Raw genomic sequence first — 20,010 nt, 5'->3', positions numbered from 1 at the left:
ATCGTCATGAACCCGACGAGCTCTACACATAAAGAAAAAATAAGCGCAGAATGTTGCCTAGGCGGCGCTTACCGCATACCGCACCAGACGCGGTCAGGCCTGCGAGTCAAAGGAGACGAGTCATGGCCAACGTGCAGCCCACCAGAGGTGACATAACCGCCCACCCTGATGTATCCGAAATGCGGGACCGTTACGCCCGCATGCTCGGCGGTCGCGACGTGGCGCTCGTGGACGGACCGGTCTTCCTGCTCGGTCTGTACTGCGCGGTGTCCCCCTGGATACTCCACTACACGACCAGCCAGCCCCCGCTCGTGACCCACAACCTGATCATGGGGATAGCGATCGGCCTGCTGGCCCTCGGGTTCACCCGGGCTCCGGAGCGCATGTACGGCCTCAGCTGGGCCTTCTGCGCGATGGGCGTCTGGATGATCATCGCGCCCTGGATCGTCGGCGACAGCCCGGACGCGGGCGTCGTCCTCAACAACATCATCATCGGCGCACTGGCCGTGTGCCTGGGCCTGCTGTGCGCCGGTACGGCCGCGAAGAGCACCCCGAGGCCGTAGGAGCACACCGCAGAGGAAGCCACGCCGGCCGGTCCGCACCCGCGGACCGGCCTTCTCGCGCCCCCCTTCCCCGACAGCCCCGCTCAGCGGGTCGGCATCAGCCACGGTTCCTGCGGCAGGACGTGGCCTGTCTCCAGAAGCGACTTGAGGTTGGACAGCACCGCCGGCCAGCCGGACGACACGTCGGCGCGCGCGCTCTCGTCCGGCAGGTCCTCATGGGTCACGGTGAGCCGGACGATCTCGGCGTGCTGCTGGATGTCGAAGGTGACCCTGCAGTACTTGTCCTCCTGCCCCTCCTCGTCCGGCGCCACCCAGGTGGTGACCAGGCGGCTCGGGCGCTCGCTCTCCACGACCGTGCCGACCACATCGGCGATGCCCGAGCCGTCCGTACGGACGTGTTCCCAGCGCGAGCCGCGCCGCCAGTCCGAGACGTTGCTGTGGCCCCAGAAGGCTGCGGTCAGGTCGGCGTCGGTGAGCGCGTCCCAGACCTTCTCGGGCGTGCTCTCGATGTAGGTGACATACACGAATGCGGGCCTGTCGGTCATGGCTTCCTCGGCTCGTCGTTTCACGGCTCCCAGTACGCGCAGGCGCGGGTGCTCGAACTTGTCGATCCACCGCTCCTGGATCTCGTGCAGCGGGACCGGATTGAGGTAGTGCAGCTTCTCCCGCCCCCGCCGCACCGTGCTGACCAGGTTGGCGGCCTCCAGGACGGCCAGATGCTGGGTCACCGACTGACGCGCCATGTCGATGCGCGCGCACAGCTCCCCGAGCCAATCGGCGCAGTTTGTCTGTTTCGAGGCACATGCGACGAATAGCTGTTACATGACGTATGGGGTTCCTTGATGGACGGTCCGTAGCGTCGAACGCGTCGAAACACACCCCACCGAAGGAACGACCCACTGATGCGTGCTCCCCGCACCCTGCGCACCGCCCTCGTCGCCACCGGTGTCACCGCCGTGCTGGCCGTCTCGGCCGCCGGCGCCTTCGCCGTCGAGGCACCCGCCACCGCACCCGTCACATCCGCGAGCCACCACTCCAAGGCCCAGCGCGTCCACGTGAAGACGGTGAAACTCGCGGACCAGGTCAGCCGGGCGAAGGTGTACCGCACCGGAGAGAGCCGCTACGAGGCGGAGATCTGGGCCAAGGGCACGCGGTACGGGACCCTCTACACCCAGGGCATGCCCACGCACGCCCAGCACAACGGGCTGCACGTCACCCTCCAGCCGAACGGCCAGGTCACGTCCTGGGTCGAGCGGGCCGAACCGAAGCCCGAGCCGGCCGTCCAGCGCGTCCTGGTCGCCACCCCGACCCTGGCGGACGGCGTGACGACGGCGAAGGTCTACCGGCTCGCCCTCAACCACTACGAGGCCGACGTCCTCGTGGACGGCGTACAGATCGACACCCTCGTCGCCAACGGCCGTAGCGCGTACGGCGAGAACAACGGGCTGCATGTCGCGCTGAAGCAGGACGGCCAGGTGAGTTCTTGGGTCGATGAGACCGCGTCACCGGAGTCGACGGCCCCGCGGTCCGGGTCCAGCGGACCTGCGGCCTGACGCCGGCACGCGTCAGCCCAGGAGGGCCTCCAGCTCACGCCGGTGATCGGCCACCCACGCGTACGCGCTCCGCACCTCGCCCACCACCCCGCGCTCCCGGAGCCCGACCATGGCGGGCTCCCCGCGCGCCGCGCCGGCCTCGATCCCCCGCCGGCAGCGGTCCTGCCACCACAGGATGACGTCGACGATCCCGGCGCTACCGCCACCCGACCCGAACGGCCCGTACGCGTCGCAGACCAGCGCGATCCGGCGGGCCGCCTCGGGGACATCGCTGACTCCGGGTCCCAGGTCCAGGTACTGCCAGCACACATGGGCGAGGTCGTGCACGCGGTCTCCCGGCGCGGCGAGGTCCCAGTCGATGAAGGCGGTCGGCCGCCATTGGGCGCCGTCCACCGTGTAGACCGTGTTCTTGGGGGCGAGGTCGTTGTGGCACACGACGTCCCGGTCGGCGGCCGACGGCGTGCCGTGCGTCAGGTCATGGAACTCCCGGACGAGTTGAGCGACCCGCACCAGTCCGGCGTCCGCGCAGGCCGCGGCCCGCTCCCGGGCGGTGACGGCCGCCCGCCCCTCGACGTACCCGAACACCTCCCGCCCCCGCTCGTCCACCCCGAGGCGGCGCGGCGCCCCTGCCCACCCCTTCTCCGCGAAGAGCCCGAGCAACTCCCGTACGTACTCCGACCGTTCGGACGGCGGACGCCGCACGGTCGCCCCCACCCGGACGACCTCGTTGACGGCCCCGCCTCCGAGCACCCACTCCTCCATCAGCACCTCCACCGACCGCGCCGAGCACGAGCCAAAACCACTCGCCAAGGATGCCCGCGTCCGGGCACGCTGCCGTCATGGATCACACGGAAGCACTCCTCATCGGAGGACGCGCCGGGGTCGGCAAGACCACCGTCGGCTGGGAGGTCTCGGCTCGGCTGCGGGCGGCGCGGGTCGCGCACGCCGTGATCGACGGCGACTTCATGGGATACGTCCATCCGGCACCGGCCGGCGACACGCACCGGGCCGGGATCACCGAGCGGAACCTGGCTGCCGTGTGGGGGAACTACGCCGAGCTCGGATACCGGCGGCTCGTCTACACGAACACCATCAGCGTGCTCGACGAGAGCGCGCCCATGTTCCGCCGGGCCATGGGGGACGGCGTACGGCTCGTCCGCGTTCTGCTCACCGCCACCGACGAGACGGCCGGACAACGGCTCACCGGGCGCGAGCTGGGCTCGGAGCTGGAGCACGAGATGCGCAACAGCGCCCGCAAGGCCCGGCTCCTGGATGAGCGTGCGCCCGCGGACGTGCTGCATGTGGCGACCGACGGCCGCTCGGTGATCGACATCGCCACCGAGCTGGTGGCCGCCACCGGGTGGGCCGTGAACGGTGTGGGGGTCTCGGGCGGCCCGGTTCCGGCCACTGGTTGACGCGGAACGGACTGTCCCTGCCTCCAGGGGGAACCCGAGTCAGTGCGGGGACAGGAGGAAGAGGGCGAAATGGAGATCTCGGGCATCATCAGTGCCATTGTTATCGGCATCATCATTGGTGTGCTGGGGCGCCTCGTGGTTCCGGGCCGTCAGCGCATCGGGGTTCTGTGGACGATCCTCGTCGGCATCGTGGCCGCGCTGCTCGGTTCGGCCCTCGCGGCCGGCTTCGACGTGGCCGACACCGACGGCGTCGACTGGATCGAGTGGCTGTTCCAGATCGGCCTCGCCGCACTGGGCGTGGCCGCGCTCGACCGTGCGAAGGCTCGACGCTGACCTCGTACGAGGAGAGCGGGACGGACACGGGGCGCGCATGACGTCATGCGCGCCCCGACGCCATGAACGCCGGGCCCTCTGTCCATGAACGCCCCGGCGTCATGAGTGCCCCACGGGCGCCCGCATCGCGGCGAGTCCGTCGCGCCTCGTCAGCCACAGCGGCACCGTCATCGGCTGCGGCAGCCCGAACTCCTCGGCCACGCACCGGACATGGGCCCCGAAGCCCATCGGAGTGCGGTCGGCGATGTTGTACGCCTCACCGGGGCAGGAGGGCGTCGGTGCCGCCGGGGCCGTAGTACAGGCCGAAGCGCAGCGCGACACCCTCCAACCCCTCGGCACCGAAGGTGAGTTGCTCCTTCACGCGCATCGCCGCGATGTGGCGTTCCAGCTCCCGGGAGCGTCCGGGCGGGCCGAAGACGTCGTCCTCGACGATCATCCGGTCGCCGTGGTCGCCGTAGCCGTATCCGAGGACCATGGACTCGGACACCAGCCGTCGGGCCCCGGTCGCCCGCGCGGCCTCGATCAGGGGGGCGGTTGCGGCGATGCGCAGCGCGTCGGCGGCCTGCGCAGCGCGGTCGCCGCGTGGATCACGGTGTCGAAGTGCCGGCCGTCGACCGCGCGGAGAAGGGCGTCGCGGTCCAGCAGGTCGGCCCGGACGCCGTTGCCCGAACTTCCGTCCGCTCCCGCTACGGCACGTACACGTACGGCGTCGTGGTGGTCAGCGGTGTGAACCCGAGGCGCTCCAGGACGGGGCGGCTGGCGCTCATGGCGTCGACCTGGAGGTAGCGGTAACCGCGGTCCACGGCGGCGCGGGCACGATGGGCCACCAGGGCACGGTAGACGCCACGGCCACGCCAGGCCTCGACGGTGCCGCCGCCCCACAGTCCGGCGAACCGGGTGCCCGGGACCAGCTCCATACGGGCCGCGCTCACCGGTGTGTCCCCGGCCAGCGCGACCACGGCGACCACCGAGTCAGGATCGGCCGCGAGGCGGGCGAGCAGTTGGTGGCGCATCCGGGAGCTGTCGGTGCCGAACGCCTTCTCGTGCACCTCGGCGACGAGGTCGACCCCCTTCGCGTCGGTCACCGGCAGCACGCGGATGCCCTCCGGCGGCTCGGCGTCCAGGGTCAGCGCGGCGACCTCGCCGATCATCAGTGTCTCCTCGGGCTGGGCCGTGAACCCGGCGTCCCTGAGCCGCTGTCCGAGGTCCACGGGGAGGTCGTGCCCGTACAGCTTCCACTCGAACTCGCGGCCGAGCCCGGTGAATTGGGCGATCTGCTCGGCGATGGCCGCGTCGGCGCTCGCCGCGTCCAGGTCGGACCACACGACGCCGTTCCAGCCGCGTGCCGAGGACACCTGGCGGACCACACCGCCGATCCGCTCGATCCGGGCGTCGGGGCTGTCCGGCTGTGCGCCCTCGCGCATGTCCCGGTCGTACAGGGCGAGTATCGAGGCATGATCCATGGGGTCACTCCAGCATCGGGCGGTGCCCTGGGCAACAGTTTTACCGGTCAACCATCTCTGCGTCGGGCTCCGGCCGTACGGCCGCCAGATAGGCACTCAACCGGTCGCGGTTGCGGGCCAGACAGTCGATGCGGGCCTGGATGCGGTCGATGTGCCCCTGCAGGAGGGCGGCGGTCCGCGGAGTGAGGTGCTCGGCGGGCAGCAGGATCTCGTCGGGGCCGGAGAGATAGGGCAGGATCGTGCGGATCATCTCCGTGGTCAGCCCCGAGTCGAGGAGCCCGCGGATCTGCTGGACGTCCTGGACCGAGGACTCGGCGTAGTCCCGGTAGCCGTTGTCCGTACGGTCCGGGTGGAGCAGGCCCTGTTCCTCGTAGTAGCGCAGCAGTCTGGTGGGCACGCCGGTGCGGCGGGAGAGTTCACCGATCTTCATGTCCGCCTCTTCGGGACTCGAAGGTCACCCTTGCCTTCACACTGATGTGAGGGTTCGAACATGGTCGCATGTCCACCACAACCATGGCCAAGGGCCGAGCCCTGCCCACGTCGCTGCCCTGGTCCGGGCTGCTCGCCCTGTCCGCCGCGGCCTTCACCGCCGTTGTGACCGAGCTGCTCCCGGCGGGACTGCTGCCCCGAATGGCCCCGGCGCTCGGAGTGTCCGAGGCACAGGTCGGCTTCCTGGTCACGGGATACGCGGTGGCCTCCTTCGCGGGCGCGATCCCGCTCACGGTCCTGCTGCGGGGGCTGCCGAGGCGCCCGGTGCTCGTCGGGACGCTGCTGGGCTTCGCGGCGAGCAACGCGGTGGTCGCGCTGTCCTCGTCGTACGGCCTCACCTTCACGGCCCGGCTCGTGGCCGGGCTGACGGGCGGCACGCTGTGGGCGATGCTCGTCGGGTACGCGGCCCGCATGGTGCCGGCCGAGCGGCGCGGGCGGGCGATCGCGATCGTGCTCGCCGGGATCACGCTGGCACTGTCGCTGGGCGTGCCCGCCGGGGCCGCGCTCGCCCAGGTGGTCGGCTGGCGCGCGGCGTTCGGCGCCCTGGCCGGGCTCGCGGTGCTGCTGGTGGCCTGGGTGCGGTGGCGGGTGCCCGGATTCCCGGGCGAGCCGCCGGGTGCGCGGCTGCCGCTGCGCCGGGTGGCCGGACTCCCGGGGATCCCGGTCGTCCTGTCGGTCACGCTGCTCCTGCTGCTGGGCCACCAGGTGATGTACACCTACGTCGCCCCGTTCGCGGCGCATGCCGGGTTCGGGCGTACGGGCCTGGTCCTGCTGGTCTTCGGGGCGGCCACGGTCGCCGGGATCTGGCTGACCGGCGTCCTGGTCGACCGGTGCCTTCGGCCGGCCCTGCTGGGCGCGCTCGCCCTCTGCTCGGCGGTCATGCCCGTCCTCGGCGGCTTCGCCGGGACTCCGGCCGTTCTGCTCTCCTGCGTGGCCCTGTGGGGCGTCGCCTTCGGCGGGGCGCCGACGCTGATCCAGACCGCGCTGGTCGACGCCTCGGGTCCCGCGCATGCCGATGTGGCCACGTCCCTGCAGACCACGGTCTACAACGCCGGGATCGCGGCGGGCTCGCTCACCGGAGGTGTGGCCCTGGAACACCTCGGTGCCGGTGCCCTGCCGTGGACGTCGCTGCCGCTGGTCGTGGGGGCGCTGGTCACGGTGGTGCTGGGCCGTCGGCACGCCTTTCCGGCCGTGCGTCGGCGATCATAGGGAGCTCCGGGAGGAATCGCGCCGCGAGGAGGGCCGTACGCCATGGTCGTGAAGGACACCGAACTGCCGTACCTGCGCAGGTGCGTCGAGCTCGCGGCCGAGGCGCTGGAGTCCGGTGACGAGCCGTTCGGTTCGGTCCTGGTGGGAGCGGACGGCGCGGTGCTCGCCGAGGACCACAACCGGGTGGCCTCGGGCGACCGCACCCGCCACCCCGAGTTCGAGCTGGCCCGCTGGTCCGCCGCCCACATGTCGCCCGAGGAGCGGGCGGCCGCGACCGTCTACACCTCCGGCGAGCACTGCCCGATGTGCGCGGCCGCGCACGCGTGGGTCGGCCTGGGACGCATCGTGTACGTCGCCTCTTCGGAGCAACTGGCCGGATGGCTGACCGAGTTGGGGGTGCCCGCTGCGCCGGTGCGGACGCTGCCGGTCCAGGAGGTCGCGCCGGGCGTGGCGGTGGAGGGGCCGGTGCCCGAGTTGGCGCAGGACATCCGGGCGCTGCACTTCCGGTTCCACCGGCGAACGGGCTGACGCACGGTTTCGAGCACCGTACGGCCCGGACGCCGGCGTTCCGGGAAGGTCCCGCCGGGGCCCGCTAGCCGAGTTCCAGCGTGGTGACGCCGAAGACCCGCTCCTGAGCGTACGGCCGCACCGGGCCCGTGTACATCCGGGCCGTTTCGAAGGACGGTGTGAAGCCGGCCTCTTCGACGAGGGCCACCGCTGCCTCGTTCGTCTCGGGCACGTCGATGGCGACCTCGCGGCCGGCCGCCCCCGCGGTCAGGGCGGCGAAGAGGGCCTGCGCGCCCTCGGCGGTGTCGGCGAAGAGCGGGCCGATACGCGGGCAGTCCTGACCTGGGCGGATCACTCCGTAGCCGGTGACGCGGTCGCCGTCGCGGCGGACTACGGCGTGGTGTCCCGGCCCGGTGAGCCAGTGCTCCAGGAAGCGGGGCCGGTCGGCCGGCGTGCAGAGTCCGTCGTACGCGGCGATCTCCGCAAGGTCGGCGGGCCGTACGGCGCGGACGTCCACCGGAGCCTCGACGGCGGGTGCCGTGCCGGTGAACCGGAAGGTGCGGTGGGCGAGTTCGAAGCCCGAGCGGCGGTAGTTGTCCTGCTCGGCGACGACGCCGTCGAGGCCCACCGTGCGGTTCTCGGCGTGCGCCAACGCGGTCTTCCACGTAGTGAGGCCGTAGCCGCGGCCGCGCAGGTCGGGACGGACCAGGTACCAGCCCAGGAAGGCGTAGTCGGCGCCGTAGTTGACGACGGAGATCGCCGAGACGGGCTCGGCGTCGATCCGGCCGATGAAGAAGCCCTCCGGGTCCTGTGCGAAGAAGGCCGCACCGTCCGCGACTCCCGGGTTCCACCCCTCGGCGACGGCCCAGTCGCGGACGACCGGCCAGTCGTCGAGATCGGCCCGGGTCACGACGAGGTCTTGGGGGGCCGCAGAGGCCATGGGTGCGCTCCATTCCGTCGGGGTCGCGTGCGCACGGTGATCGACCGTGCACGCAGCATCCTTTCCGATGGCCCGCCGAGGCGTCACGGCATGATCAAGCCGTTGCCGCGCACGGGGGTGGACCCGGACGGATGTCCGCACCCGGAAACCGGACACATGTCCGCCCAACCGGACCGGACGGATGTCCGCACGACGAAGGCCCCACCGCTCGCCCGCCCGGTGGGGCCTTGCGTACCGCACTCGCGAAGAGCGAGGTCAGCGCACCGCCTGTGGGCGGAAGCGGCGGTACAGGATGGCCCCGCCCAGTACGAGCACCGTGCCGCCCACCGCGGCGGCGAGGGGCTGGTCCGCTCCCGTGTGGGCGAGGGAGCCCCTGGACCCCTGCGGGACGAACGCGGGTGGCACCGCCCTCTGCCGTGGCGGGTGCGTCCTCGGCTCGGACGGCTTGGGCGCCGGCCTCGTGGCGGGGGGCGGGGTGTCACCGGGGCCGTTCACCGACTCGTTGCCGGTCACCGCGTTGCCGACGCCGACCACGTTCACGCTGTTGCCGCTGACGTTCACCGGGAGGTGGACGGGGAGCTCCACGACGTTGCCGGAAGCGATGCCCGGCGAATCCTTTCCGCTTCCTACGGCCGAGGCTCCGTCGTGCGACGCCCCGCCCGGCTTGCCGGCGGCGCCCTTGTTCGCGCAGCTGTTGCCCGCGGCGGGATTGAGCAGTCCCACCACGTTCACGGTGTTCCCGCACACGTTCACCGGGACGTGCACCGGGAGCTGGACGGTGTTGCCGGAGAGCAGCCCCGGCGAGTCGGCCGCGGCACCGTGCGCCGCGGAATCGGCATACGCCGGCATTGCCATGGCCATCGCGCCCGAGGCGGCGGCGACGGCGATCACACCGTTTCGGGTAACCCGTCTCATAGGTTCCCTGCCTTCCAGACATGGTCGCGGGCCCTCGCCCGCATCGGATAAAACGCGGGCGAACCATTCGAGTTATGGCTTATCTGCCTTTCACCCCATCGAGCGGCACGGTTGTCGAACTAGTGGCAAAAACACCCGATGGGCACGCAAGGGGCGCAGGGTACGCCCGCTCCGGCGGTCCCGCACGTCCGGAGGCGTGCCTTCCGGGGCCCGCTTATCGTGAGCGAGGACGCCGTTTCCCGGTCCGCGACGGGCGTCCCTGGAGGCATCGATGCTGGCCAAGCTGTCAACGCGGCCCAAGCTGCGGCGCTGCGCGGTCACCGGCGCGGCCGGACTGGTCCTGCTCGGCACGGGCCTGCCGGCGGCCACGGACGGCCCCGAGCCCGACCTCACCCGCTTCTACGAGCAGAAGGTGGCGTGGGCGAAGTGCCCGGGCGAGGGACTGCCGAAGGACATGCAGTGCGGCAAGATCACCGTCCCCCTCGACTACGCCCACCCCAAGGCGGGGACCCTCGATCTGGCGCTCGCCCGCTACCGGGCCACGGGCGAGAAGCGCGGCTCGGTGCTGGTCAACTTCGGCGGGCCGGGCGGCGCGGGCGTCCCCCAGTTCGCGGCCGGCGGCAAGGAGTTCATGGAGCTGACGGACAACTACGACATCGTGACGTTCGATCCGCGCGGTGTCGGCAGGTCCTCGCCGGTCAGCTGCGGGGACGGCCAGGAGGACATCGAGGTGCAGGACGACGGCACGGAGCTCGGCGGCGATCCGCAGCACGTCCTGCGGCAGTTGGAGAAGGCGGCCGACGCGTGCGCCCGGCACTCCGGACCCGTGCTCCCCCACATCGGCACGGTCAACGCCTCGCGCGACATGGACGTGATGCGCCAGGCCTTCGGTGACGAGAAGCTCAACTACCTGGGCTTCTCGTACGGAACGCGGCTCGGCGCGGTGTACGCCGCCCAGTTTCCCGAGAAGGTCGGCCGGTTGGTGCTCGACGGCGTGGACACGCTCACCGAACCGCTGACCGAGCAGGGCGTGGCGGGCGCCCAGGGCCAGCAGAAGGCTCTGGAGGAGTTCATCAACTGGTGCGTGAAGGACATCGCCTGTCCGTTCGGGCAGGACGCGCGCGAGGCCAGGAAGATGGTCGTGCGCCTCGTCGACTCGCTGGACGAGAACCCGGTGCCGTCGGCGTTCGGCGAACCGTTCACCGGGCAGGACCTGGTCGGCGCCATCGGACAGGCCCTCTACAGCGAGGAGTTGTGGCCCTCCCTGGAGCGGGCTCTGGCCTCGCTGATCGAGGACGGCGACACCCACGCCATCGAGACGTTCGCGACGGGCGGGATCGCGCCCTGGCGGCGCGAGGAGACCGACGGTCCCGACGGCGGTCTCGTCGACGCCGAGGACGTCCCCCTCGACAACCTCTCCGCGGCCCTGACGGCGATCAACTGCGCGGACGATCCGGACCGCCCGAGCGGCGAGCAGATCGTCGGGAGTCTCGACCGGCTGCGCGCCGAGTACGAGCAGGCGTCGCCGGTCTTCGGCCCCTACCGGCTCACCGGGGTGCTGCTGTGCTACGGCCGCCCCAAGGGCACGGACTTCATCCGCGACGACGTGAAGGACGTGGACACGCCGAAGATGCTCCTCGTGGGCACGCGCGGCGACCCGGCGACGCCGTACCGCTGGACCGTGGAGACGGCGAAGCGGCTCGGCTCCTCCGCCGTGGTCCTGGACAACAAGGGCAGCGGTCACACCGGATACGCCTCCTCCAAGTGCGTGCACCGCAAGGTCGACACCTTCCTGCTGTACGGGACACTGCCCGCCGACGGCAGCTCCTGCGGGCCCGAGGACGACCGGGAATCCTGAGGGCGGCCCCGGGAACAGGGACGTTTCCTCGCACCGGATTGCCCCTAATGCCCGATCGGCGAATCGGTCCTATCGTGCTTGTTATGGAGCACGCACTCAGTCCCACGACCCTGATCGAGCTGCGGCGCCCGCGCCCCTATCCGGCCGTGTCCGTGCTGACGCCCACGCATCGCCGAGAGCCCTACCGGGCGCAGGACCAGGTCCGGCTGCGCAATGTCGTGGCCGAGGCCAAGAAGCAGCTGGAGGCCGATCCCTCGGTCACCCGCGAGCGACGCACGGATGTCGGGCGTCAGCTCGACCAGGCACTCGCCGAGGTCGATCTGACGCACGCCGAGGACGGTTTGGTGATCTTCGCCGCCCCGGGTGAGCACCAGGTGTGGTCCCTCGCCCGCACGGTGCCCGAGCGCGTGGTGCTCTCGGACACCTTCCTGACCCGCAACCTCGTCTCCGCCGAGGCCGCCGAACGGCCGTTCTGGGTGCTGTCGGTCTCCGCCGACCGCGTCACGCTGTGGACCGGCGGCCCGGACCGCGTCACCGAGGCCCGCGTCGGCGGCTTCCCGCTGACCAAGCGCGTCGAGAACTTCGACGCCGAGCGCCGGGAGCGGATCGGCGACAATCCGAGCACGTTCCGCGACGAGGGCACCCGCCACTTCCTCAAGGACGCCGACTCCGCGATGACCACGGTCCTGCGGGACAACCCGCGGCCGCTGTACGTCACCGGCGAGCAGGCCGCGCTGTCCCTGCTGGACGAGATCGGCGGCGTCGCCAAGGAGGCGGTGCACGTCCCGCACGGCGGGCTCGCGCACGGCACGCACGAGGCGGTGTGGCAGGCCATCCGGCCGGTGATCACCGCCGAGGCCCGCAGGAACACCGACTCGGTGGCGCGCGAGCTCGAATCGGCCATGGGCCGCAAGGCGTTCGCGGCCGGTGTCGACGAGGTCTGGCGCAGCGCCCGTGAGGGCCGGGTACGGCTGCTGGCCGTCGAGGAGAACTACCGGGTGACGGTGCGCGGCGAGGGCGGCGACCATCTGATCCCGGCCGCGACCGGCGAGCTCGACGCCCGCGAGGACATCGTGGACGAGATCGTCGAGCAGTGCCTGGAGACCGGGGCCGACGTCCGCTTCGTACCGGACGGCACGCTGGGCGACGCCCATGGGATCGCCGGGGTGTTGCGGTACTGACGCCGGGTCGTCGAGGAGGCGCAACGGCGGCACGTCCGCCTCCTCGACGGTTCACCTCCTCATGGGGGCAGGCTCGTCCGTAACCGCCCTCACACGCCGTCGAACAGCGCGGTCAGTCCACGCTCCACGACCGCCCCGAGGTCCTCCTCCCCGGCCGGCACCGCCGCGTAGGTGCGCAGCAGGAAGCGGTTCAGCGCGGAGGTGTCGAACTGGAGCAGCGCCATGCCGTACGGCGAGTGCAGCTCCACGACCGTGCGCTCGGGCCCGCACGGCCAGATGTGCACGTCCCCGTCCCCGGCCGGCCCGCGAAGCCCCGCCTCCAGCAGGCTGCGCGCGAAGATCCAGGTGGCGCCCTGCCCATCGAGGGAGACCTCGCCCGGGAAGTCGAGGCAGACCGCCAGCGGATCCGTGGAGGCGTACCGCAGCTTGGCGGGAACGGGGAGTTCACGCTCCTCGCCGGTGATCAGGCGGGCGCGGGCGGGCTGCTCGAGGGCGATGTCCATGGGCGGTCTCCCCTGCGGGTCGGAGGTCGGACGGTTTTGCCGCTGTGTTCTTAGGACCCCGCAGGTGCCCTTCGCATTACGCCGAAGCACATCTCATTTATGTGAGCTGCATCACTCTCAAGGGGTGCAACCTCCAGGCGTCAGCCGACCTCCGCGCCACTCCTGGAACACAGGGCCGTCGAACACTCGAATGAACGCCGTACGACCGTCTCGGACGACCGTCAAATCACGTACGCTGTCTACGACTTGACCTGCCGGTGACGTACGGCATTCGCACGGCGCAAGCCCTCCGTGAAGACTCTGGCATATGCCAGACGCACCACCGTATCGGGTGTTGCCAAATCCCTTACAGCGCGTCGCGGGCTGTGCAACAGTCGTAACGGTCCTTCCGTCAGCCTTGGTCGTACCGTCCCCGCATCGGAGTGCGTCATGCCGTCCCATCTCTCTGCGGACCGCCCCGCCGCCCAGCCGCCAGGGCGCGGCTCGGTCGACGCGCTGATATCGCAGACGCGGCGGCTGCGGGGCGACGTCGACGCCGTACGGCGGGACACACGCAGCGACGGTTCGGACCCGCAGGAGCGGTGGCAGCGGGCGCTGTGCGACCTCGCCCTGCACCAGCTCAGCGACCTCGACGAGCACCTGGCACAGCTGAGGGACGGCCCGGCACCCGCTTCCCCCGTTCCCGCGGCCCCGCCCGCCGACCGGCCCGAGCCGCCCGCCGCACGGCGCGGCTCGCTGCTGAGCCGGGTCGGCAGCGCGGAGTGGAACCTGCTGACGGACGAGGCGAGTTGGTCCGGCGAGCTCTACCAGATCCTGGGGCGCGACCCCGCCACCGCGCCGCTCACCCTCGACGAGCTGCCGTCCCTGGTGCTCGACGAGGACCGGCCGAAACTGACGGCGATGGTCACCCACTGCCTGGTCGACGCCAAGCCCATCGACGGGGAGTTCCGCATCGTACGGCCGGACGGCGAGATCCGGACCGTGCACATGATGGGCGAGCCCGTGCTCGACTCTGACGGCAGCGCCGCCTCGATGTGGGCCGTGCTGCGGGATGTCAGCGCACTGCGCAGGAGCCAGAGCGAGGTGAGCGAGACCCGTGACTCGCTCCAGCGCCACCGGCACCACGCGCAGACCGAGCACCGGCTCGCGGTCGAGCTGCAGGAGGCCGTGCTGCCGCCGTGGCGCGGCTCCCTGCGGCTCCCGCACGGGGGGCCCGCGACACTGGACCTCGCGGCTCGCTATCTGCCGTCCTCGGCGAGCGCGCTGATCGGCGGCGACTGGTACGACGCCCTCGAACTGGCCGACGGTGACACACTGTTGAGCGTCGGCGACCTCACCGGGCACGGCGTCGCCGTGACATCGGGCATGGCGACCCTGCTGGGCGCCGTACGCGGCATGGCGATGGCGGGCACCCAGCCGGGGCAACTGATGTCCTGGCTCAACCAGTTGCTGGACGCCACCGTCCAGCCGGCCCTCGGCAGCGCCGTCTGCTGCCGGTACCGGCCCCAGAGCCGCACCCTGACCTGGGCGCAGGCCGGACACCCCGCCCCGCTGCTGTTCCGCGACGGGACGGGGCGCAGGCTGAACCCACCGGACGGCGTCCTGCTCGGGGCCACCTCGGGTGCCGTCTACGCACAGGCCGAAGAGACCCTCGAGGTGGGCGACGTGCTCCTGCTGCACACGGACGGGCTGGTGCCCAGGCACAGCGGAGCAGACTCCGTGAGCCGTCTCCTCGACCTGGCCCCCCGCCTGGGCGGGGCACGCGATGCGCAGGACTGCGTACGGCTGGTCGTGGAGGCGTTCGGTGACAGTGAGCGCGAGGACGACGCCTGCGTGCTCGTGGCCAGGGTGACGTCCTGAAACTTCCTAGATCTTCCGGTGGTCGATCGGCTGCACAGTCCCCCTATGCCTGTGCGCTGTTGGCGCCGCTCGGCTTCCTGGCCTTGGGCAGCGCCAGACGGATCTCCTCCCGCAGTTCATTGATCCTCGGATAGCTGGAGTACTCGGCGGTGAGCCGGTACATCTGACGGAGCCGGTCCCAGGTGCGGCCGGAGGAGTTCGAGCCCATCGACATCAGGGCCAGGCGTGCGTACCGGTCCGCCTGTTCGGGGTCGTCCGCGATGAAGCAGGCGGACGCCATGGACAGGTGGTCGAAGATCTTCGACCGTTCCCGGCCGTCGATCCGCAGGGCGAGTGCCTTCTCCGCGTAGTGCTGGGCGTGTGCGGCCGCGGTGGGGTCGAACTCGGCCAGCGTGCGGTAGGCCAGGGCCTGCATGCCGTACAGATCCTCGTCCTTGAAGGTCTGCATCCAGCTCGGCGGCGGTACGTCGCCCCGGTCGGAGACGAAGAGGTCCTCCGCCTGTCCGAGGGTGCGGCGCATGGCCTGGCCCTTGCCCATCGACGCCTGTGCCCAGGCCTCGATGGTGTGGAACATGGCCCTGGTGCGCGGCAGCACCTGTTCGCCGGAGCCGGACTGGGCGAGTTTCATGAGGTCGAGTGCGTCGTCGGGCCGGCCGAGGTGCACCATCTGGCGAGCCGCTCGGGAGAGCGCCTCCCCGGCGCGGGGCCGGTCGCCGCCCTCTCGGGCCGCGTGGGCGGCGATGACGAAGTACTTCTGGGCCGTGGGCTCCAGGCCGACGTCGTGCGACATCCAGCCCGCGAGGACGGCGAGGTTGGCGGCGACGCCCCACAGGCGCCGCTGCAGATGTTCGGGGTGACGGTAGGCGAGCATGCCGCCCACCTCGTTGAGTTGGCCTACGACTGCCTTGCGCTGCAGCCCGCCGCCGCGGGCCGCGTCCCAGGCCCGGAACACCTCGACCGAGCGCTCCAGTTCCTCGATCTCCTGCGATCCGATGGGGGCGGCCTCGTAACGGTCGAACCCGGCGGGGTCGGCGTGCAGGGGGTCGTCGAACTGGGGGGCGTCGGCCTTGAGGGCCGGGTCTGATTGCAGCCAGTCGTGCATGGCGCTGCTGAGTGCGGATCCCGCGGCGAGCGCGGCACCCGCGCCCACCAAGCCGCGTCGGTTGAGCATGAGGTCCATTCCCGTGAATTCGGTGAGGACCGCAGCGGTCCGTTCGGGCGCCCACGGCACACCGTCGGGATGCTCCACACTCCCGCCGTCCTGCCGTTTCCCCGCACGCCCGTGCCGGACCAGACCGAGGTCCTCGATGGTCACGACACGGCCGAGACGCTCGGTGAACAGAGCTGCCAGCACCCGCGGCACCGGATCGCGCGGGATCTCTCCCATGTCGATCCACCGCCGCACCCGCGAGGTGTCGGTCGCCAGCTGGGGGTGGCCCATGGCCGCCGCCTGCCGGTTGACCAGCCTCGCGAGCTCGCCCTTGGACCAGCCGGCCAGGCCGAACAGGTCCGAAAGGCGGGTGTTGGGTTCTCCGCTCACGTCAAGCCCCCAGGTTCTCGGCTGAGTTGACAGTAGCCCGGTGAGAGTTGCCTCGGGACTATTCGCCAGGGTTCGCCAGGGTGCGCCAGATGGTGTGCCACTGGGCATCGGGTGTCAGGTAGGAACGCGCCACCCCGACCCGGTTCGCCCTCACAACCGGTGCATTCCCCAGGGTGCACCCGGGCGACCGGATCGGGCAGCGCTTTGTCGTCGCAGGCACACGAAGGGATCTGTTTCTCCCATGTACGCAGCATCGTCCTCCGTGTCCGCCCCGCCCCGGTCGCTGCGTGCCCGCCCGGCGGGCAGCGGTCCTTACCTCGACCCCGCGCGTCCGGCGGCCGCACCCGTGCTCGGCGCGGGCCGGCCGCGGCGCGCCGCGGGGCTCGGCACCCAACCGCTCAGCGGGAGACTCGACTTGTCCGGCCCCCAGGGCGCCCAGCTGCGTACCGCGATCGCGTCGGTGCACCGGATCTGCCCGGAGTTCGCTCCGGTGCAGGTGCTGCGCCGCAGCGGGCGGTCCGTGCTCCTGGTCGGCACGACCGGGCGCAGCACGGCCGTCGCCAAGTGTTTACTCGATCACTCGCCGGCGTGGGCCGAGCGGATCCAGCACGAGATAGCGGCATACCGCTCGTTCGTCCGGCACCGCCCACCGGTGCGTGTGCCGAGGCTGATCGCAGCGGATCCGGACAACTGCACACTCGTCATCGAGCGGATGCCGGGCCGGGTGGCGGCACTGCAGCGGCACCCCTTGGAGGCGCCGCCGCGTGCGGACATCAGGGCGGCCCTCGGAGCGATCTGCCGGCTCAACGCGTGGCGTCCGCCGGCGGGCACCTTCGACGCACCGCTGGACTACGCGACGCGGATCTCCCGGTACCACGAGCTGGGCATGCTCACCGACCGGGACATGGGCGATCTGCAGAAGCTGCTGCACGGCATCGCGGCGACCGCGGGCCGGCAGGGCATGGGCCAGTTCTGTCACGGCGACGCACTGCTCTCGAACATCCTTCTCTCACCGGCCGGTCCAGTGCTGGTGGACTGGGAGCACGCGGGGTGGTACCTGCCGGGCTACGACCTGGCGACGCTGTGGTCGGTGCTCGGGGACGCGCCGGTGGCCCGTCGGCAGATCAGTCAGATCGCCCAGTCGGCGGGCCCGGCTTCACGGGACGCGTTCCTGGTGAACCTGATGCTCGTGCTGACCCGGGAGATCCGTACCTACGAGACGGCCGTGCAGCGTTCGATGCACGACACGACCCCGGCGGCACCGGGAGTGGCCCACCCGGGTGCTGCGCCGTCCGGCGAGGAACAGCGGCTGCTGCTGAGGCGGCTGCACGACGACTGCCAACTGGCCCGACGGGCCGTTCGCGCGGCGGTCGGCACTCGCTGACGGGGACGCTGGTCCGCGGTGCGCAAGGAACGACGGCGCACCGCGGGCCTTCGTATGTCCGCTCCCGCACAGCCTCCTGGCGCACGCCACTCGGACGGCCCATTGGTGTACGCCACTGACGCCCCGCAGGCCTGGACGCCGCCGCCACGAAACTCCCGGGACCCTCGATCTCCAGGGTATTTCGCCTGCCCGGCGGCATGATTGACGGATCGTCGGACAGCCGGTACCACAGACGCACGCCCGGCCCCGCACGGCTCATCGCACCCGACCGTCCCAGGAGGCTGCAATGCGCGGATCCGTCACCGCCCCCACTCGAGCAGCCGGGCACAGCCGCACCCGGGCCACCGCCGTCGCGTCCGCCGCGGTGGCGCTGTTGTTCCCGCTGCTGGGGGCGGCCCCGCCGGATGCCCCGCGCCCGTCGGACCGCCTGCAGTCGGCCTTCGCCTCCGCCGCCGCCGAGTACCACGTGCCGCAGAGCGTCCTGCTCGGTGTCTCCTACCTGCAGTCCCGCTGGGACACGCACGGCGGGGCGCCCAGCGTGACCGGCGGCTACGGCCCGATGCACCTCACCGACGCCCGCACCGCCCTGGCCCGAGCCACGCCGCACCACAGCGAGGGCTCGGAGGACGCGCGCGGCGACAGCGCCCGCCCGCCCCTGCTCCCCGACGCGAAGCTGCCGCAGGCCTCGGAGATCCCGGCCCGCCTGAGGACCTTGCCGAGGGCGGCCGAGCTGACCGGGCTGAGCCCGCGCGCACTGCGTACGGACGCGGCCGCCAATGTGGCCGGTGGCGCCGCCCTGCTCGCGGCCGCGCAGCAGGAGCTGGGCGAGCCGCTGAGCTCCGATCCGGCGGACTGGTACGGCGCGGTGGCCCGCTTCTCCGGCGCCGACGACAGGGCCACGGCGACGGCGTACGCGAACGACGTGTTCGACGTCATGCGCACCGGCCAAGAGCGCGACACGGACTCGGGTGACCGGGTGGCCCTGGCCGGCCGGCCGGGCCTGGCCCCCGACACCGCGCAGCTGAGGCGGGCGGGGCTGCGGACGGCGAACGCGGCGGGGACGGAGTGCCCGACGACGGTGTCCTGCGAGTGGATCCCGGCACCGTACGTGGAGTTCGGGGAGGGCGACTACGGCAACCACGACCTCGGCGACCGTCCGGCCTCCCAGGGCATCGACTACATCATCATCCACGACACGGAGGGCGCCTGGGAGGGAGTCCTCCAGATGGTCCAGGACCCGGCCTATGTGTCGTGGCAGTACTCCCTGCGCTCCACCGACGGCCACATCGCCCAGCATGTGAAGGCGAAGGACGTGGCCTGGCACGCGGGCAACTGGTACGTCAACTCCAAGTCGATCGGCCTGGAGCACGAGGGCTTCCTGGCGCAGCCGGACTCCTGGTACACGGAGGCGATGTACCGGTCCTCGGCCCGCCTGGTGACGTATCTGGCCCACAAGTACGGCATCCCGCTGGACCGGCAGCACGTCCTCGGCCATGACAACGTGCCGGGCCCGACCGCGTCGACGGTCGGCGGCATGCACACCGACCCGGGCCCGTACTGGGACTGGCGGCACTACTTCGAGCTGCTCGGCCGCCCGTTCGTGCCCACCGCGGGCTCGAACGGCGGCATGGTGACGATCCGCCCCGACTACGCCACCAACCGGCCCGAGTACACGGGTTGCGCGTCCGCGGGCCGGCCCTGCGCGGCCCACGGTTCGAGCGCGGTGCGGCTGTACTCCGGGCCCGGCGAGTCGTACCCCCTGATCAAGGACATCGGTCTGGGCTCGACCCCGACCACCGGGGTGAACGACCTGTCCTCGCGGGTCTCGACCGGCCAGCAGTACGCGGTGGCCGGCCGGAGCGGCGACTGGACGGCGATCTGGTACCTCGGCCAGAAGGCGTGGTTCAAGAACCCCGCGAAGAACCCGACCGCGGTGAACGCGACCGGCCTGGTGGTGACGCCCAAGGACGGCGCCGCGAGCATCCCGGTGTACGGGCGCGCCTACCCCGAGACCTCCGCGTATCCGTCGGGTGTGCCCGCCCAGACCGTGTCGCCGCTGCCGTACACCCTGCCCGCGGGGCAGAGGTACGTGGTGGGTGACAAGGTGCCGGGCGAGTACTACTACGCCGTGACGTTCGACGTCGCCTCGCACCGGGTCGTCGTCGGCAAGGACCTGTACTACGAGATCCAGTACGGTCACCGGGTCGGGTTCGTGCGGGCCGCGGATGTGCGGGTGGTGCCGTCGGCAGGCTGACGGTCGGTGAGTTGACGGATCCGGGAGGCCTTCAGGGCGATAC

General features: G+C 71.5%; 20 protein-coding genes and 1 pseudogene. 11 read left to right on the top strand and 10 right to left on the bottom strand.

Features of this window, described 5'->3' with window-relative positions:
- Positions 1 to 122: 122 nt before the first annotated feature.
- A complete protein-coding gene (locus EJ357_RS44250; protein WP_126397988.1) occupies positions 123 to 563 on the top strand; it encodes an SPW repeat protein in 441 nt (146 codons plus the stop codon).
- 83 nt (positions 564 to 646) lie between these two features.
- On the opposite strand, the pseudogene EJ357_RS44245 reads toward EJ357_RS44250, so the two are convergent.
- Positions 647 to 1,333 (bottom strand): annotated as a pseudogene (locus EJ357_RS44245) (ArsR/SmtB family transcription factor); the annotation flags it as partial.
- Positions 1,334 to 1,465: 132 nt separating this feature from the next.
- Between EJ357_RS44245 and EJ357_RS44240 the strand changes: the two are divergent.
- Entirely contained in the window at positions 1,466 to 2,116 is a 651-nt protein-coding gene (locus EJ357_RS44240) for a hypothetical protein (protein ID WP_126397984.1), read from the top strand.
- A 12-nt stretch (positions 2,117 to 2,128) separates the two neighbouring features.
- Here the strand turns inward: EJ357_RS44240 and EJ357_RS44235 are convergent, their stop codons facing one another.
- Positions 2,129 to 2,878: a phosphotransferase family protein gene (locus EJ357_RS44235; RefSeq protein WP_126397982.1), complete on the bottom strand. Its 750-nt coding sequence runs from the start codon at positions 2,876 to 2,878 to the stop codon at positions 2,129 to 2,131.
- A 77-nt stretch (positions 2,879 to 2,955) separates the two neighbouring features.
- On the opposite strand from EJ357_RS44235, the gene EJ357_RS44230 reads away from it, so the two are divergent.
- Positions 2,956 to 3,531, top strand: coding sequence for an ATP-binding protein (locus EJ357_RS44230; protein WP_126397980.1), 576 nt, complete (start codon positions 2,956 to 2,958; stop codon positions 3,529 to 3,531).
- Between the two features lie 69 nt (positions 3,532 to 3,600).
- Positions 3,601 to 3,864: a GlsB/YeaQ/YmgE family stress response membrane protein gene (locus tag EJ357_RS44225; RefSeq protein ID WP_126397978.1), complete on the top strand. Its 264-nt coding sequence runs from the start codon at positions 3,601 to 3,603 to the stop codon at positions 3,862 to 3,864.
- A 99-nt stretch (positions 3,865 to 3,963) separates the two neighbouring features.
- Here EJ357_RS44225 and EJ357_RS50380 read toward each other — a convergent pair whose 3' ends face one another.
- The 4 genes from EJ357_RS50380 to EJ357_RS44210 all read right to left on the bottom strand — a co-directional run bounded on the left by EJ357_RS50380 (position 3,964) and on the right by EJ357_RS44210 (position 5,757).
- A complete protein-coding gene (locus EJ357_RS50380) occupies positions 3,964 to 4,092 on the bottom strand; it encodes a hypothetical protein (RefSeq protein WP_267132833.1) in 129 nt (42 codons plus the stop codon).
- A 28-nt stretch (positions 4,093 to 4,120) separates the two neighbouring features.
- Positions 4,121 to 4,351, bottom strand: coding sequence for a hypothetical protein (locus tag EJ357_RS49885; protein ID WP_228472801.1), 231 nt, complete (start codon positions 4,349 to 4,351; stop codon positions 4,121 to 4,123).
- Positions 4,352 to 4,550: 199 nt separating this feature from the next.
- Positions 4,551 to 5,327 carry a GNAT family N-acetyltransferase gene (locus EJ357_RS44215; RefSeq protein WP_126397976.1) on the bottom strand — a complete coding sequence of 259 codons (777 nt, stop codon included), beginning with the start codon at positions 5,325 to 5,327 and terminating at the stop codon, positions 4,551 to 4,553.
- A gap of 40 nt (positions 5,328 to 5,367) precedes the next feature.
- Positions 5,368 to 5,757 (bottom strand): MerR family transcriptional regulator, encoded by a 390-nt coding sequence (locus tag EJ357_RS44210; protein WP_126397974.1) that lies wholly within the window; start codon positions 5,755 to 5,757, stop codon positions 5,368 to 5,370.
- 68 nt (positions 5,758 to 5,825) lie between these two features.
- On the opposite strand from EJ357_RS44210, the gene EJ357_RS44205 reads away from it, so the two are divergent.
- Together EJ357_RS44205 and EJ357_RS44200 are read left to right on the top strand one after the other, a co-directional pair.
- Positions 5,826 to 7,025, top strand: coding sequence for an MFS transporter (locus EJ357_RS44205; protein ID WP_126397972.1), 1,200 nt, complete (start codon positions 5,826 to 5,828; stop codon positions 7,023 to 7,025).
- Positions 7,026 to 7,067: 42 nt separating this feature from the next.
- On the top strand, positions 7,068 to 7,553 hold the full coding sequence (locus EJ357_RS44200) for a nucleoside deaminase (RefSeq protein ID WP_126397970.1): 486 nt from the start codon (positions 7,068 to 7,070) through the stop codon (positions 7,551 to 7,553).
- Positions 7,554 to 7,617: 64 nt separating this feature from the next.
- Here the strand turns inward: EJ357_RS44200 and EJ357_RS44195 are convergent, their stop codons facing one another.
- Positions 7,618 to 8,472 (bottom strand): GNAT family N-acetyltransferase, encoded by an 855-nt coding sequence (locus EJ357_RS44195; RefSeq protein ID WP_126397968.1) that lies wholly within the window; start codon positions 8,470 to 8,472, stop codon positions 7,618 to 7,620.
- A gap of 255 nt (positions 8,473 to 8,727) precedes the next feature.
- Positions 8,728 to 9,387, bottom strand: a complete 660-nt coding sequence (locus EJ357_RS50650) for a chaplin (protein WP_126397965.1) — start codon at positions 9,385 to 9,387, stop codon at positions 8,728 to 8,730.
- A 271-nt stretch (positions 9,388 to 9,658) separates the two neighbouring features.
- Between EJ357_RS50650 and EJ357_RS44185 the strand changes: the two genes are divergently transcribed.
- On the top strand, positions 9,659 to 11,245 hold the full coding sequence (locus EJ357_RS44185) for an alpha/beta hydrolase (RefSeq protein WP_126397963.1): 1,587 nt from the start codon (positions 9,659 to 9,661) through the stop codon (positions 11,243 to 11,245).
- A gap of 83 nt (positions 11,246 to 11,328) precedes the next feature.
- Positions 11,329 to 12,426: a baeRF3 domain-containing protein gene (locus EJ357_RS44180; protein ID WP_126397961.1), complete on the top strand. Its 1,098-nt coding sequence runs from the start codon at positions 11,329 to 11,331 to the stop codon at positions 12,424 to 12,426.
- Between the two features lie 89 nt (positions 12,427 to 12,515).
- Here EJ357_RS44180 and EJ357_RS44175 read toward each other — a convergent pair whose 3' ends face one another.
- Complete coding sequence (locus EJ357_RS44175) at positions 12,516 to 12,929, bottom strand: SsgA family sporulation/cell division regulator (RefSeq protein WP_126397959.1); 414 nt, start codon at positions 12,927 to 12,929, stop codon at positions 12,516 to 12,518.
- 429 nt (positions 12,930 to 13,358) lie between these two features.
- Here EJ357_RS44175 and EJ357_RS44170 point away from each other — a divergent pair, with 429 nt between their 5' ends.
- Positions 13,359 to 14,789, top strand: a complete 1,431-nt coding sequence (locus EJ357_RS44170; RefSeq protein WP_126397957.1) for a PP2C family protein-serine/threonine phosphatase — start codon at positions 13,359 to 13,361, stop codon at positions 14,787 to 14,789.
- A gap of 43 nt (positions 14,790 to 14,832) precedes the next feature.
- On the opposite strand, the gene EJ357_RS44165 is transcribed toward EJ357_RS44170, so the two are convergent.
- The gene (locus EJ357_RS44165) at positions 14,833 to 16,329 is read right to left on the bottom strand and encodes a DNA-binding protein NsdB (RefSeq protein WP_126397955.1); all 1,497 of its coding nucleotides are present in this window, start codon (positions 16,327 to 16,329) and stop codon (positions 14,833 to 14,835) included.
- Between the two features lie 241 nt (positions 16,330 to 16,570).
- Here EJ357_RS44165 and EJ357_RS44160 point away from each other — a divergent pair, with 241 nt between their 5' ends.
- On the top strand, positions 16,571 to 17,713 hold the full coding sequence (locus tag EJ357_RS44160) for an aminoglycoside phosphotransferase family protein (protein ID WP_126397953.1): 1,143 nt from the start codon (positions 16,571 to 16,573) through the stop codon (positions 17,711 to 17,713).
- Between the two features lie 286 nt (positions 17,714 to 17,999).
- On the top strand, positions 18,000 to 19,967 hold the full coding sequence (locus EJ357_RS44155) for an N-acetylmuramoyl-L-alanine amidase (RefSeq protein ID WP_126397951.1): 1,968 nt from the start codon (positions 18,000 to 18,002) through the stop codon (positions 19,965 to 19,967).
- Positions 19,968 to 20,010 lie beyond the last annotated feature (43 nt).

Origin of the sequence: Streptomyces cyaneochromogenes (assembly GCF_003963535.1) — a bacterium.
Lineage (GTDB): Bacteria > Actinomycetota > Actinomycetes > Streptomycetales > Streptomycetaceae > Streptomyces > Streptomyces shaanxiensis.
Note: the sequence above shows the minus strand (reverse complement) of the source record. Positions and strands in the feature narration are given on the sequence as shown.